The sequence below is a fragment of the Bacillus sp. MYb209 genome, assembly GCF_002975175.1.
Classification (GTDB): domain Bacteria; phylum Bacillota; class Bacilli; order Bacillales; family Bacillaceae_G; genus Bacillus_A.
In genome coordinates, this window is the sequence record NZ_PCNZ01000009.1 from 1 (window position 1) to 14,624 (window position 14,624).

Here is a 14,624-nt window from a genome sequence, read left to right on the forward strand (position 1 = left end):
AAATACCCTATAGAATAGACTTTTTTTAAGTGTCTATTCTATAGGGTACATTTTAATTAACCGCTTTACTCTTTTTTTCTTTTCGATAATATACTTGGCAGTTGCACATTAACTGCCAATTTATGAATAAATCCAAACACTAATCCAATCCCGATAAATATGTATAAGATCGTAAATACCTTTCCAAAATCAGTTTGCGGACTAAAATTCCCATCACCGACAGTCGTCAACGTGACCACACTAAAATATAAAGCGTCAAGAGGACGTAATCCTTCAACTGTACTATAAAAAATCGTCCCCGATGTTAATGTCAAAATTGTTAATACGAATAACACTTGAAACTCTTTATCTTTCCAGGCTCGTAAACAGGCTCTTAACATCCGTTTCAATGTCAACATAAATGAAAGCATTGGACTTCCCCTTCCAAACAAAAATACCTATAGTTAAAGGAAAGTCTATCACCTTTCAGTATAGAAAAAAAGTAGCCCTTTTCTATTTCTAGAAAAGGGCTACTTTCTTCTATTATATATTATTTAGGTGAAACAAGAATTTTCACTTGTTTTTTATCTTTTACAAGTGCTTCAAAGCCTTCTTCAACAACTTGATCCACTGTGATTTTTTTCGTAATTAATTTCTCTGCTTGAATTTGGCCAGAGCTAATTAATTTAATAACAGCTGGGAATATATGACGATATCCAAGAATACCGATAACTTCTTTTTCTTTTAATACAAGGTTGTTCGGAGTAATTGTCGCATCTTTTTCCCACACACTAACAATTACAGTTTGGCCTTCAAAACTTGTACTTTCAATTGCTTGACGTAGTACAACTTCAACACCTGTTACTTCAAAGCTAACATTTACACCTAAACCATTTGTTAAGTTGCGAATTTCTGCTAGTACATCTTGAGTTGCTGGATTTAATACGTAATCAGCACCTGCTAATTTAGCTAGCTCTTGACGTTCTTTAGAAAGTTCAACTGCAATAACAGGAGTTGCTCCTGCTGCTTTTGCTGCTTGGATTACAAGAAGCCCAATCGGACCACAACCAAATACCGCTACAGCTTCTCCCTCTTTTAATTTACTTTGACGTACTGCATGAACTGCTACTGCTGCTGGTTCTACAAGCGCACCTTGTTCATACGTCATTTCATCTGGAATATGATGAACCATATCTTCTGGTACTACTGTATATTCAGATAAACCACCGCCGTCTCCACCAAGACCGTGGAAAACAAGTTGTTCACAAACATTGTAATGTCCATGTTTACAAGCTTCACATTTACCACAAGAATAAATTGGTTCTACAACAACGCGGTCTCCCACTTTATGAGATGTAACTCCTTCACCAATTTCTACTACCTCACCACTAAACTCATGACCTAAAATAACCGGTGCTTTTACGTGTGTTAATGGATGTTCTTCTGTTGGAATAAAAATAGGTCCTGCTAAATATTCATGCAAGTCTGTCCCGCAGATACCACACCATTTAACTTTAATTTTCACTGCTCCTGGTCTTACAGTTGGTTCTGGTACTTCTTCTACTCGTACATCATGTTGATTATGCCAAAGTAATGCTTTCATTTTATACATCCCTCTCTATGTATATACTTAACCTGGTTAAGTTTACAAATCTATTATAATACTTTTATCCATATATTTCAAAAAAACAATCTCATTTTCACTAATTTTTAACAAATAATGTTCAATATTTTGTCACTTTGTACTTTTTTCCACATCTGTTAATTCAATTTCATTGCAGTTGAAATTAGCATTATGCCATAATAGCATAGGAGAGGTGAATATCGCTTGAAATATTTTATTTACTTTATTGTTATCGTAGCGTTTTTAGATACATTTTCACAATTACCTATTATGAGTACTTTCGCTCAAAGCCTTGGAGGAACCCCTCTTGTTATCGGGCTAGTTGTCGGTATGTACTCATTCGCTAATATGATCGGTAATATTATTGCTGGAGCCGCTGTCGATAAATTTGGTGCAAAAAAAATCCTTTATATAAGCATGGGAATTACGAGTTTCATAGTCTTGTTATACACCGTTGTTCAAAGTGGTGAACAACTATTAGTTGTGCGCTTTATGCACGGTTTTAGTGACGGATTTTTAATTCCTGCTGCCTTTACGTTTTTATCAAAACAAACAAATTCAGCAAGGCAAGGTAAGGCAATGGCTCTATCTGGTGCTGCTGTTGGAACAGCGGCAATCGTAGGACCTACTTTCAGTGGTATTATGAAAGCAACAGCTGGTATAGAGTGGGTGTTCATTACCATTTCTATTTTAATGGCCCTTGGTACAATCGTATCTCTATTCTTCTTACCAAATAACGTATCAAGGAAAGATACATCAAGAACACAAATGATGAACAAAGAAGATATGATTGAACTATTGAGATCAGAACCGTTATTACAAGCATATATTGGTGCTTTCACACTAATGTTTTCACAAGGGATTGTCACTTATATGTTACCAGTAAAAGTTGAGGCGTTAGCACTTAAAGCATCTACAACAGGCATGATGTTAAGTGTATTCGGAATTACCGCTATCCTCTTCTTCTTACTGCCAACAAATCGTATTTACGATCGATTTAATCGTTCAAAACTAATGCTAATCGGGATTGCAGTAATGGCACTAGCGTTATCTTTACTCGGATTATTTACAACAAAAGGCATGCTCTTTATCGTTATGATGATCTATGGAATTGGATTCGCTATCCTCTTCCCAGCAATTAATGCTTTACTTGTTGAAAATACGACAGATGGTAACCGAGGGAAAGCATTCGGATTGTTTTATGCATTCTTCTCGTTAGGAGTTGTTGCTGGCTCCTTTACAGTCGGAGCAATCGGAGCATCACCTAGCGCTAGCTTCGTTATCGGAACTGCATTCTTATTAACATTTGCTGGAATGATTTATGTAAGAAGCAAAGCGAAAAAGACAATGATGGGTTAATTCCATCATTGTCTTTTTTTCGCCTAATATATATTACTTTTGCATATAACCAAGTAATACTGTAAATAAACTTATGTATAAAAGCAATAATACTTTCTTCCTTAAAAAAAGAAACTGAATAAATACTGACGATACTTCGACAATTTCCTCGGAAATATTTCCTTTCCCCACATAATTTGATACACTATACATGAACTAAAATAATAACTTACTTTACAAATAAAAAAACACACTCTTCTTATGAAGAATGTGCTTTTATTTTATTAACGTCTAATCCAAACAGCACCTGCAGACTTATCATCTGCTTGTCCAACAACTTGGAATTTAAGTCCAAGGTTTGGAACTTTTCGTCCCGCATCAGCAATTTGTTTATTACTGTATACTTTTGAATCATCAAACGTTGTAACACCTTGTAATCCAGTATAATTAAACTGTCCTCGTGTAAATGAATTCATACTCCATGAAGGTGTTTGATCAAACGAAAATGCAGCATCTGCAATTTGAATTCCAGTATTACCGTATGCTGGTTTCCCACCTAAATTTCCAACAATCGCTTCTGGATGAGAATCTACAACACCAAGGAAGCCTTCACCTGGATGCACCCCAACCCAGTTATCTTTGAAGCTATCATCTGCATACCAAACGACAAGACCTGTATCATACACCGGACCTCTTCCCGCTTTTAATCCATTATCTGATCCAGCATAGTTTCTCCACTCTAGATAATAATAATGGGGCTTCTGTTCTGTCCCATCAGAAACAACGAATCCATTTAACTTCATTTTAGACTGTCCTTCTGCGTCATCCGAAAATACTACTTGTCCATCAACTGTTACATTTACATTATCCATTGCGAAACCTTTATATGTTAAAGCTGGATCTGTAATATAGTCGAATTGTAGTTTAACTTTCTTCCCTTTGAACTGGCTTAAATCGTATGATTTATCAATCCATTTCCCATCTGTTGTATCTTTATCATCTTGTACTATCTTTTCTCCTAATCTATCAATCAATGTTTTTGTTCCATCTTCAGTTACAGCATGTACTTCGATGAAATCACACTCTGCTTCTAGTTCATAATTCGCTTTATAATCAAATTTTGCATTTGTTCCTTTTGTTAAATCGAAGAATGGTGTTTCTAATGTCGTATGAATATCATCGCCTCTTGTACTATAGTATGCACGCTTTCCAAATCCAGGCTTAATTGTTTCAATACTCTTACCTGGTAAGTTGACACGTACGACACCTGGACGATTTGATTTCGTAACACTTTGATCAATATATGTAGGAACTCCTACACCACTCTTAATTTTATCGTAATCTACTTCTAAAATTTTTGCCCAGTTGCCGCCCATATTCTTTTGTAAGAAGTCTTTATTTTGTGGCGAAAAACTAGTTGGCTCCGTTCCTGCGATTTTTCCTGTCCAACTACCTCCACTCATTAATGACCAAGCTTCGACAGGTGATCCAGTTCCAGTATACTTCGTGTCATATTCATCCGGTAAACCAAGGTCATGTCCAAATTCATGTGCAAACACACCTACTGCACCGTCTTCTGGTTCAATTGTGTAATCATGCGCTGCTACTTTTCCACCAAAGTAATCTACCTTTGATTTTGTACCTTCAATCGCTACTGGATCTCTTGCTAATTTTGAACGATGTGACCAAATCGCATCATCACCTAATTTACCGCCACCAGCTTCTTGACCAACACCAGCATGGATTACCATTAAATGATCAATTACACCGTCAGATTCATTTTGATTACCGTCACCATTTGTATCATATCTATCGAATTGATCAAATTGAGATAAATCTAATCCTTTTTCAGCTGCCGCACTTAAAGCTTCCTTCACTAAATCACGTGCGCCTTTTGGACCTTTATTATCATGACCACTGCTACCATCAGCTCCGTAATCAGCAGCTTTTCCTGGCACAGTTAGCCACTCCGTTACATATCCGTCTGTCGTATAACTACCACCAGACTGCTCTTCATAATATTGTTTAAATGTTTTTACTTTCGAACCATCAAATAATGTGTAAGGTTCATTACCAAATAGCATTTTTTGATAATGTTCTCTACTAAAATCTTTCGAATACATATAACCTGGTGTTTGCTCAATATTGTTATGTTTATAATCACTAAATTCAACGAGTAACACTAACACTTTATCATTGCGGACAGGTCCACTATATGGAGCTTGTTTCGCCTTAGACGTTGGAACTTTCCCATCTAATTGCTTTTTATTTGGCTCTGGCTTTTGCTCAGGGCTAACATTTTTTTCAGCTTTCTTTACTTTTTCCTTTTCTTCCATCTTCTTCTCTTTTACCTTTTTTACGAAATCAGATGCTTCTTGAGCAGCATCCTCTGGAAGAATTTCTTTATTTACCTGATCCCCTTGTTTCTTTTCAATATATTGCTCTACAGCCTTTTTTGTCTCTTCTTTAGACGATGCTGGATTAATTGTTCCTCTTTCTTTCAACGCTTCCGCTAAACGATCTTCTTGAATTAAATTATGATCAATTGGCGTTGTAGACATGCTTTCTTTTGCTGGCGTTTCTGCATATGCTAACGGAGCACTCATTACAGCTGAGCATCCGATGAGTGTTGCGATCGTTAATGATGACAACACCTTAAATGGCGCTTTTTTTCTCATTTTAATCATCCCCTTGTATCAATCTTAAACTTCAGATAAAAATAAGTAATCTATCCTCCCTTGTATAATAAAAAACATGATTCTATAAGCAATAAGCTTTCTGTTATAGAATCATGCCCTCCAGTTTTCTGGTCAGACCCTCTATCTTTTTATGTCGAAATGTGAAAAATAAAGAGTGATTTGTTATATATTAAATAGCTTATATTAAAAATTTAAAAGACAATATGCAAAATTGCATGAAAATTCTTTCAAACAAAAAAAAGAACCCAAGTTAATTAAACTTGGGTTCTCCATTTCGTATTATTTCTCTTGTGTTTTTTCCCAATCAGCTAAGAATTTCTCAATTCCTTGATCTGTTAATGGGTGCTTCACTAATGAAGCGATTACGTTTGCTGGGATTGTTGCAATATGTGCACCGTTTAACGCTGCTTCTGTTACGTGAACACTGTGACGTACAGATGCTGCAATGATTTCTGTTTCAATGCCGTGAATTGCAAAGATTTCTGCGATTTGGCGGATTAAGTCCATACCGTTATGACCGATATCATCTAGGCGACCTAAGAACGGTGAAACGTATGTCGCACCAGCGCGAGCTGCAAGTAATGCTTGCACTGCTGAGAATACTAATGTAACGTTTGTACGAATTCCTAAATCAGAGAATGCTTTTACTGCTTTTAAGCCTTCTGTTGTCATTGGAACTTTTACAACAACGTTTGGAGCGATTTTTGCTAACTCTTTTCCTTCTTCAATCATTTTATCAGCTTCTAAGCTAATTACTTCTGCACTTACAGGTCCTTCAATAAAGCTGCAAATTTCACGAATACGCTCATGGAAATCTACGCCTTCTTTTGCTACAAGTGATGGATTTGTCGTTACTCCAGCTACTACACCTAATGCATTTGCCTCTTTAATTTCGTTAACGTTTGCTGTATCAATAAAAAATTTCATTTGTTATTCTTCCTTCCTAATTTTCATTTTATATTTATTTTTTCTTAATAAGCTCTAATTCAATCGGAATAAATTTGTCCACTTTTTTACCTTGTGTTATCTCTTTTGCTGTTTCCATCGCCTTCTCTCCAATTAATTCCGGTTTTTGAGCGACTGTTGCTGCCATGCGTCCATCTTTAACCGCTTTTACAGCATCGTCCGTTGCATCAAATCCAACAACGACTACATCCGTTTTACCAGCAGATTTCAATGCCTCAATTGCGCCTAATGCCATTTCATCGTTATGAGCGAACACTGCTTTTATATCGCTATTCGCTTGCAAAATATTTTCCATAACGGATAATCCTTTTGCACGATCGAAATCAGCTGCTTGTTTTGCTACTACTTTTAAAGACTTATCAGCTACGTTATGGAATCCTTTCCCACGCTCACGAGCAGCAGACGATCCAGGGATTCCTTCTAACTCAGCGACATTTGTTCCTTCACCAACTACTTCCCGAATGTAATCACTAGCCATTTGACCACCTTCTACATTGTTGGAAGCTATGTGAGAAACAACTTTACCTGAATTTGCAACTCTGTCTACTGTAATAACAGGAACATTGGCTGCATTGGCTGCACTTACCGCTGAAGCAACAGCATCTGAGTCGGTTGGATTAATAACAACTACATCGACACCTTTTTGAATTAAATCTTCAACATCGTTTGTTTGCTTCGCTGCATCATTTTGTGCATCAACAGCAATTAATTCAATGCCGCTATCTTTTGCTTTCTTTTCTGCACCTTTTTTCAACGTGACGAAAAATGGATTATTTAAAGTTGAAACAGAAAATCCAACTTTAATAGTTTTATTTCGACCTTTATCGCTAGAATCCTTTGCCCAATCTGGTGGTTCCATTGAACAACCAGCAGTAACTACCATGATGCATGCAACGAGTATCAGTAACCATTTTTTCATGAATTGCCCCTCCATTACGCTTCTTTTCGACGATCAATTAGTACAGCTAGTAAGATTACAAGTCCTTTTACAACTTGTTGGAAGAAAGAAGATACACCTAATAAATTTAAACCGTTATTTAGCACACCAATGATAAGTACACCGATGAGTGTACCAACAATCCATCCTCTTCCACCTGAAAGACTCGTTCCTCCTAACACAACTGCAGCAATTGCATCTAATTCATAAGAAGTACCAGCAGTCGGCTGTGCAGAATCTAATCGTGATGTTAATACAATACCTGCAAGCGCTGCCAAAATTCCGGAAAGACCGTAAATCATTACCTTAATTCTCGTAACATTAATACCTGATAAAGCTGCCGCTTCTTCATTTCCACCAATCGCAAACGTACGGCGACCAAACGTTGTTTTCTTTAAAATAAAGTACAGTACTGCAAAAGCAATCATCATTGTAACGGCTGGCACAGGAATGCCAAGGAAATAACCACGGCCAAACATTTGGAACATTAAATGATCACCAAGACCAGTGATCGGACGTCCGTCCATATAAACAAGCGTCAACCCGCGAAAAATAGTCATCGTTGCTAAAGTCGCAATAAACGGAGCTACTTTTCCCTTCGTAATAATGATACCGTTTACAATCCCCATTACAAGACCTGCTAATAATCCAACTGCCATCGCAAGGAACGGATCCATGCCACTTGCCATCATTCCGGCAACAAGTGCACTTGATAATGCTAAAATAGAACCTACCGATAAGTCAATACCCCCTGTTAAAATAACGAAGGTCATTCCAAATGCAATGAGTGCATTAATCGATACTTGGCGCAGTATATTAAATAAATTTGGAATTTCAATAAATGCTGGATTTAAAGCTGTAATCACTACGATAATTAACACTAAACCGATTAAAGAACCGAGTTGTTGTAATACATTCCCCTTCTTAGCCATATCTTACTCTCCCCCTGTAGCTAGTGCCATAATAGACTCTTGCGATGCCTGATCTTTCTCTAAAATACCACCGATTTTTCCTTCATGAATGACGAGAACACGATCACTCATTCCTAAAACTTCTGGAAGCTCCGACGATACCATAATAACGGCATCTCCTTGCTCGGTAAGCTTATTCATAATAGAGTAAATTTCTTTTTTAGCCCCAACATCTACACCTCTTGTTGGCTCATCTAAAATGAGTAACTGCGGATGAATACCTAACCATTTTGCAATTACAATCTTTTGCTGATTTCCACCAGAAAGAGATTTTACAACTTGCTCTCCGTTTGCTGCTTTCACATTAAGAAGCTTCATCATATCCTCTGTAAATTGCTGTTCTAAACCTTTATTAACAACGCTTCCCTTTGAAAGACTTTCTAAATTTGGTAAAGCTAAATTTTCACGAATCGAAAAATCTAACACAAGCCCTTCAGATTTTCTATCCTCTGTAATAAAGGCAATTCGTTGTCTAATCGCATCAATTGGACTATCAATTTTTACTTCTTGTCCATTCATAAAAATTTGTCCTGAATCAAGCGGTTCATATCCAAATATCGCTTTCATAATATCCGTGCGACCAGCTCCCATCAAGCCCGCAACACCAAGGATCTCACCTTTTCTAACTTGAAACGAAACATTTTCAAATTTTCCTTTTTTCGTTCCGTTACGCATTTCAAAAATCACTTCGCCAATTTGACTACTTCGTTCTGGATAACGTTCACCAATACTGCGGCCCACCATCATGCTAACTACTTCATCAAATGACGTTTCTGGAATTAATCTCTTCCCTACATATTCTCCATCACGCAAAATCGTAATAGCATCACATATTGAAAAAATTTCTTCCATCCGGTGTGAAATATAAACAAATGAAACGCCCTCTTTACGCAATTTATTAATAACAATAAACAGCGTTTCAATTTCGCGATCTGTTAATGCTGCTGTAGGTTCATCCATAATAATAACGCTCGCCTTTGTCATTAATGCTTTAGCAATTTCAATAATTTGCTGTTGTCCAACTGATAATTCACCTGCTAGCATAGCGCCTCTCACATGTAGACCAAGATCTGCTAATTGCTGCTGGGCAATCGCATTCATTTGACGCGTACGTAAAATGCCCGTTTTCCCATACATTAACTCTTTTCCAAGAAACATATTTTCAGCTACCGTTAAATTTGGTAATATGTTCAACTCTTGATGGATAAATGCAATACCGTACTCTTCCGCTTCTTTCGCATTTTTAAAAGTTCGTTCTTGTCCATCAATTGTGACTGTTCCACTGTCTTTTTTATATACACCTGTTAAAATCTTCATGAGCGTCGATTTCCCCGCTCCATTTTCCCCCATCAATGCATGGACTTCTCCTGTTTCAATCATAAACTGTGCGTTTTTTAGAACAGGATTACCACTGAACGCTTTTGAAATGTTCTTCATTTCAATATGCATTCTCATCACATCCCTTTATTAAAAAATTACGCCTGCATGTAAAATAACATTCGCATAAGGCGTTGCTTCTCCTGTACGAATAATCGCCTTCGCTCTCTTTGTATGCTCTTTAAATTCCTTATGAGACACATATTCAAATGCTGGCTCTATTAATCGCATCTCAACTTCTTTATTTACCTCTGCATTATTCATAATAACTTCTTCTGCTAACGTCACTTTTTCAATTGCCATATCATCAGCAACAACTTGTAATACGTCTAAAAAACTAGGTTTTCCGATTTCAACTGCTAAATCAATTCGTTTTACTCCATCAGGAATAGGTAACCCGCAATCAGCAATTACAATCGTATCTGTATGTCCAAGTGAAGCAAGGACTGCCGCGATTTCGCTATTTAATACACCGTGCTTTTTCATCCAGCAATCACCTGCACTTCACGTACTCTATCTCTCGTTGGCATACCGCCCTGTGCCCCAAGCTTTGTTACAGAAAGACCACCAGCAATATTCGCAAAACGAATAGCCTTTTGAAGTGTTTCTCCTTCAGAAAGCGCAACTGCTAGCGCGCCGTTAAATGTATCACCAGCTCCAGTCGTATCTACTACATCTACAGCAATACTTGGAACTTGAACAACTTCCGTTCCGTTATGGAAACGAACACCATTAGACCCTTCTGTCATCAGTAGTTTGTTTGGATACTTAGCCAGTAACTCTTCAATTGGTGATGTAAAATCATCTAATACAATGCGACATTCATGTTCATTCGGCGTAATATAAGTCGCTTTTTCTAAAATATCTTCTGATAAAAATTGTGCTGGAGCCGGATTCAACATAACTGGAATTTTATGCTCCTCACAAATAGCCAGAACGTATTTTACTGTTTCAAGCGGAATCTCTAGTTGAAGAACAACCATATCAGCTTTTACAAGAAGGTCTTTTGAACGATCTACAATCGACTCACTTACAAGAGCATTTGCTCCTTGTACGACAACAATACTATTATCCTCTTCTGCTAAAACGATATGAGCGATTCCTGTCGTTCTATCTGTAACCGGTACCACATAGTCGATAAAAACGCGTTCGTTCTCTAAATTTTTTCTAACTACTGTTCCGTAATCATCATTTCCTACTGCACCAACCATCGCTACATTTGCTCCTAATCTAGCTGCAGCGACTGCCTGGTTGGCCCCTTTTCCTCCTGGGATCGTATGAAACGCTTCACCAATTACCGTTTCTCCTGCTTTCGGCCGTATTTTTGAAACAGCCACTAAGTCCATTGAAATACTACCCACTACTGCAATATTTGGCATCTGTCTCATCTCCTTACTTCGTTGTATTTCGTTCTATAATTTCAATCGGTAAACGATAGTGTTTCTCCTCTAATGGATTTCCTTCCATCTGCTCTAACAACAATTCTGTTGCAACTTTCCCCATTTCATAAATTGGCTGTGCAACAGTTGTAATAGATGGATACATCATTTCTGTTAAAGAAATTCCATCGAATCCGATAATTTGTAAATCGTCTGGAATAGAAATCCCCTTTTGAAGTGCAGCCTTTACAACGCCGATTGCAATTAAATCATTCCCAGCAACAATTCCATCAATATGCGGATATTCTTCCAATAATCCCACCGCGACCTGTTCACTATTAGCTGGATCGAATGTACTCTCTGCAATCATATAAGAAAGATTATTTTGCGTAATAACGTCTACAAAACCTTCAAAACGTTCATTAGCTGTGCTCACATCACGCGGTCCACGAATATGTGCAATATGTTTACACCCTTTGTCTATTAATAACTTTGTCGCCGCCTGACTCCCTGCATAGTTATCTGCATATACAGTAGGAATGCGCTCATTAAACATACGGTCAATCGCAACAACTGGAATAGACAAATTCATGTAATTAACACTATTTTGTGGATTCGTTGCCACAATAAACCCGTCCACATTATTTTGTCTAAGCACATCAATGTATTGTTTCTCTTTTTCTAAATTTTCATCAGAGTTACAAAGGACAACTGTGTAACCTTGCTTATGTGCTACATCTTCTACGGCACGTGCAACTTCTGGAAAGAATGGATTCACGATATTTGGAACAACTAAGCCAATTAAACGAGATTTTTTATTGTATAAAGATCGTGCTACTGTACTAGGCTTATAATCTAGCATTTCAATTGCTCGCTCTACTTTTTTTAATGTATCCTCATGAACATATCCATTTTTATTTAACACTCTGGAAACGGTCGCAACAGATACCCCTGCTAATTTTGCAACGTCTTTAATCGTACTCATTCTCTTTTCTCCTCATTTCATGTAACCGTTTACAGGAAATAATATAACGCATTTATAAAAATACGTCAATCATTTCTCACTAAAAAGCTTTTAAGGCTATACTCAAAAAAAGCACCGCCATAAGGCGATGCTTTTTCACTATGAATATGATACAGTTTGTTCTTTCTCTTCTACAGCAGGCTCTTCTGCAGCTTTTTTACGATCAGATAGTTTAATCTTCTGTAAGAAAATCGTAAAGATTGCACCTACTACGATAAATACTAATCCTGTTAAAAATACAGTATGAAGCGAATCCACTAAAGAACTTTTCAAAATTGGTACGATGCTGTTAGAAAATGCTTCTGGCATTTGTTTTAATGCCTCTGGACTAAAGAGCATAGAATATAAACTTTGTGGATCTGTATGAATCATATCTTTCAATTTTGTTACCATTTGTCCCGCTTCTTTTGGGAATGTATCTAATACAGGTACTAATTTATTTGTTAACGTTGTACCTGAAGTATTATTCATAATTGATCCTAAAATTGTAATACCGAATGTTCCACCGATTTGACGGAAGAATTGGCTTGATGATGTTACAACGCCAAGATCTTTTTTCGGGAAGCTTTCTTGTAATGCTAATGTTAATATCGGCATAACAAGACCCATTCCTAAACCGATAACCATCATATAAGAAGTAGCGGTAAGCTTAGTTGTGTGCATATCCATCGTTGTTAATAACCAGAAACCACTAGCCATAATAAGCATCCCTGTAATAATTTGTGGTTTCACACCAATTTTTAATACAAGCTGACCGCCGATAATACTCATAACGATCATTGTGATCATCATCGGTGTCATAATCGTTCCTGATTCAGCAGCACTTACGCCTACAATTCCTTGCATAAAGAATGGTACGAACATAATTGCTCCAAACATTCCAATACTCATAAAGAAACCGATCGCATTCAGTAGTGTAAATGTGCGGTTTTTAAAGAAGTGCATCGGTAAAATTGGTTCTTCAGCCTTCGTTTCAACGATAACAAAGCTAACAATACCAATGGCAGCTAGTGCAAATAACCCGATAATTTGCCAAGAACCCCATGCATAATCTTTTCCACCAAACGTTAACGCAAGTAATAAACTTACAACACCGAGAATCATCGTGAAGATTCCAGCGATATCAATTTTAATTGGTCCTGTTTGTTTATGTGCTTTTAATCCCATTGCAATAAAGATTGTCGCTAAAATACCAACTGGTAAGTTAATATAGAATACCCATCTCCAGTTCACTGCGTCTACAATCCAACCACCAACTTGTGGCCCAATTACAGAGGCAAGACCATATAGAGCTCCAAAAATACCTTGCCATTTAGCACGTTCTTTTCCCGTGAACATATCTCCGATAATAATCATAGCCATTGGCATCATAATACCGCCACCAAGACCTTGAATACCACGGAAAATAATTAATTCTGTCATACCGTTTGCCATACCACATAACGCTGAACCAACCATAAAGATAATTAATCCTGCTATATATACGTTACGACGCCCAAGTAAATCCGCTAATTTACCTGCAATCGGTACAACCGTTGTTGATGTTAACATGTAAGCTGTTGTTAACCATGTCATTAAACTTAATCCACCTAGTTCACCGACGATACGCGGCATTGCTGTACCAACGATTGTTCCGTCCAATGCAGCAAATAGCATTGCGATTACTAAACCGATTAACAACAACTTTCTATTCTGATTTTCTTGTTGCTCCATGTAATCTCCTCAATTCCTCTTAGTTTTTCTCTTTTTTCTCTGGTGTCCCGCAAATAATTGTTTCTAGCTTTTCAAAGAGGCGTAACAAATCTTCCCTCTCTTGTAATTCTAAGTGTGAGAAGTATTTTGCAATATGCTCATTACGAGCCGCCATCGCCTCTTCTACTGTAGCTTTCCCCTTTTTAGTTAGCTCAATGACAACAACGCGGCGGTCATTATCGTCGTGATAGCGCTCTACTAACCCATGATCAATTAAACGATCAATCATTACTGTAATCGCGCTCGGTTTCACGTACATTTTCTCCGCCAATTGTGTCGCTCTTGAAGCTCCGTAATGATCTAAAATCTTTAAAATATAAAACTGCGGTGGTGTAAGTCCTGATGCTTGCATTTGTTCTAATAGCTCTGTTTGCATTTTCTTTCCTATAGCGAATGTAAGAGCTTGAATCTTATCAATATGAGTCATATCATTTGGCATGTTATCCACCTCTTATTTAAGCAATAAAATATTTAACGTATTTAAATATTAATCCCACAAACAAACTACGTCAACAACTTTCTTTATAAAAACGTTTACATTTCTGTCACAAAGTTGTATAATTTTCGTCGAATTTAAT

Annotated in this window: 13 protein-coding genes; 1 reads left to right on the forward strand and 12 read right to left on the reverse strand. The window is 37.2% G+C overall.

Going from position 1 to position 14,624, the window contains the following annotated elements; genetic code table 11:
• Window positions 1-65 precede the first annotated feature (65 nt).
• Together CQZ94_RS15595 and bdhA are read right to left on the reverse strand one after the other, a co-directional pair.
• Window positions 66-410, reverse strand: coding sequence for a potassium channel family protein (locus CQZ94_RS15595; protein ID WP_002114144.1), 345 nt, complete (start codon window positions 408-410; stop codon window positions 66-68).
• 119 nt (window positions 411-529) lie between these two features.
• On the reverse strand, window positions 530-1,582 hold the full coding sequence (bdhA, locus tag CQZ94_RS15600; RefSeq protein ID WP_105586092.1) for a (R,R)-butanediol dehydrogenase: 1,053 nt from the start codon (window positions 1,580-1,582) through the stop codon (window positions 530-532).
• A gap of 225 nt (window positions 1,583-1,807) precedes the next feature.
• On the opposite strand from bdhA, the gene CQZ94_RS15605 reads away from it, so the two are divergent.
• Entirely contained in the window at window positions 1,808-2,962 is a 1,155-nt protein-coding gene (locus tag CQZ94_RS15605) for an MFS transporter (RefSeq protein WP_105586093.1), read from the forward strand.
• A gap of 263 nt (window positions 2,963-3,225) precedes the next feature.
• Here CQZ94_RS15605 and inhA2 read toward each other — a convergent pair whose 3' ends face one another.
• The 10 genes from inhA2 to CQZ94_RS15655 all read right to left on the reverse strand — a co-directional run bounded on the left by inhA2 (window position 3,226) and on the right by CQZ94_RS15655 (window position 14,485).
• Window positions 3,226-5,619, reverse strand: coding sequence for a M6 family metalloprotease immune inhibitor InhA2 (gene inhA2 / locus CQZ94_RS15610; RefSeq protein ID WP_105586094.1), 2,394 nt, complete (start codon window positions 5,617-5,619; stop codon window positions 3,226-3,228).
• Between the two features lie 300 nt (window positions 5,620-5,919).
• Window positions 5,920-6,567 carry a fructose-6-phosphate aldolase gene (gene fsa, locus CQZ94_RS15615; protein WP_105586095.1) on the reverse strand — a complete coding sequence of 216 codons (648 nt, stop codon included), beginning with the start codon at window positions 6,565-6,567 and terminating at the stop codon, window positions 5,920-5,922.
• Window positions 6,568-6,601: 34 nt separating this feature from the next.
• Window positions 6,602-7,525 carry a ribose ABC transporter substrate-binding protein RbsB gene (rbsB, locus tag CQZ94_RS15620; protein ID WP_105586096.1) on the reverse strand — a complete coding sequence of 308 codons (924 nt, stop codon included), beginning with the start codon at window positions 7,523-7,525 and terminating at the stop codon, window positions 6,602-6,604.
• A 14-nt stretch (window positions 7,526-7,539) separates the two neighbouring features.
• Complete coding sequence (locus CQZ94_RS15625; protein WP_105586097.1) at window positions 7,540-8,475, reverse strand: ABC transporter permease subunit; 936 nt, start codon at window positions 8,473-8,475, stop codon at window positions 7,540-7,542.
• A 3-nt stretch (window positions 8,476-8,478) separates the two neighbouring features.
• The gene (gene rbsA / locus CQZ94_RS15630; protein WP_105586098.1) at window positions 8,479-9,963 is read right to left on the reverse strand and encodes a ribose ABC transporter ATP-binding protein RbsA; all 1,485 of its coding nucleotides are present in this window, start codon (window positions 9,961-9,963) and stop codon (window positions 8,479-8,481) included.
• 18 nt (window positions 9,964-9,981) lie between these two features.
• The gene (rbsD, locus tag CQZ94_RS15635; RefSeq protein ID WP_098779609.1) at window positions 9,982-10,377 is read right to left on the reverse strand and encodes a D-ribose pyranase; all 396 of its coding nucleotides are present in this window, start codon (window positions 10,375-10,377) and stop codon (window positions 9,982-9,984) included.
• On the reverse strand, window positions 10,374-11,270 hold the full coding sequence (gene rbsK, locus CQZ94_RS15640; RefSeq protein WP_105586099.1) for a ribokinase: 897 nt from the start codon (window positions 11,268-11,270) through the stop codon (window positions 10,374-10,376). Before rbsK ends, rbsD begins: the two co-directional genes overlap by 4 nt.
• A 13-nt stretch (window positions 11,271-11,283) precedes the next feature.
• A complete protein-coding gene (rbsR, locus tag CQZ94_RS15645) occupies window positions 11,284-12,255 on the reverse strand; it encodes a ribose operon transcriptional repressor RbsR (RefSeq protein ID WP_098498085.1) in 972 nt (323 codons plus the stop codon).
• A gap of 138 nt (window positions 12,256-12,393) precedes the next feature.
• Window positions 12,394-14,007, reverse strand: a complete 1,614-nt coding sequence (locus tag CQZ94_RS15650) for an MDR family MFS transporter (protein ID WP_105586100.1) — start codon at window positions 14,005-14,007, stop codon at window positions 12,394-12,396.
• A 19-nt stretch (window positions 14,008-14,026) separates the two neighbouring features.
• Window positions 14,027-14,485: a MarR family winged helix-turn-helix transcriptional regulator gene (locus CQZ94_RS15655; protein WP_105586101.1), complete on the reverse strand. Its 459-nt coding sequence runs from the start codon at window positions 14,483-14,485 to the stop codon at window positions 14,027-14,029.
• Between the last annotated feature and the right edge of the window lie 139 nt (window positions 14,486-14,624).

Coding starts and splice junctions, on each gene's coding strand:
- rbsA (WP_105586098.1), bottom strand. CDS start 9,963: ATGCATATTGAAATGAAGAACATTTCAAAAGCGTTCAGTGGTAATCCT.
- inhA2 (WP_105586094.1), bottom strand. CDS start 5,619: ATGAGAAAAAAAGCGCCATTTAAGGTGTTGTCATCATTAACGATCGCA.
- rbsR (WP_098498085.1), bottom strand. CDS start 12,255: ATGAGTACGATTAAAGACGTTGCAAAATTAGCAGGGGTATCTGTTGCG.
- rbsD (WP_098779609.1), bottom strand. CDS start 10,377: ATGAAAAAGCACGGTGTATTAAATAGCGAAATCGCGGCAGTCCTTGCT.
- CQZ94_RS15655 (WP_105586101.1), bottom strand. CDS start 14,485: ATGCCAAATGATATGACTCATATTGATAAGATTCAAGCTCTTACATTC.
- fsa (WP_105586095.1), bottom strand. CDS start 6,567: ATGAAATTTTTTATTGATACAGCAAACGTTAACGAAATTAAAGAGGCA.
- CQZ94_RS15625 (WP_105586097.1), bottom strand. CDS start 8,475: ATGGCTAAGAAGGGGAATGTATTACAACAACTCGGTTCTTTAATCGGT.
- bdhA (WP_105586092.1), bottom strand. CDS start 1,582: ATGAAAGCATTACTTTGGCATAATCAACATGATGTACGAGTAGAAGAA.
- rbsB (WP_105586096.1), bottom strand. CDS start 7,525: ATGAAAAAATGGTTACTGATACTCGTTGCATGCATCATGGTAGTTACT.
- CQZ94_RS15650 (WP_105586100.1), bottom strand. CDS start 14,007: ATGGAGCAACAAGAAAATCAGAATAGAAAGTTGTTGTTAATCGGTTTA.
- rbsK (WP_105586099.1), bottom strand. CDS start 11,270: ATGCCAAATATTGCAGTAGTGGGTAGTATTTCAATGGACTTAGTGGCT.
- CQZ94_RS15595 (WP_002114144.1), bottom strand. CDS start 410: ATGCTTTCATTTATGTTGACATTGAAACGGATGTTAAGAGCCTGTTTA.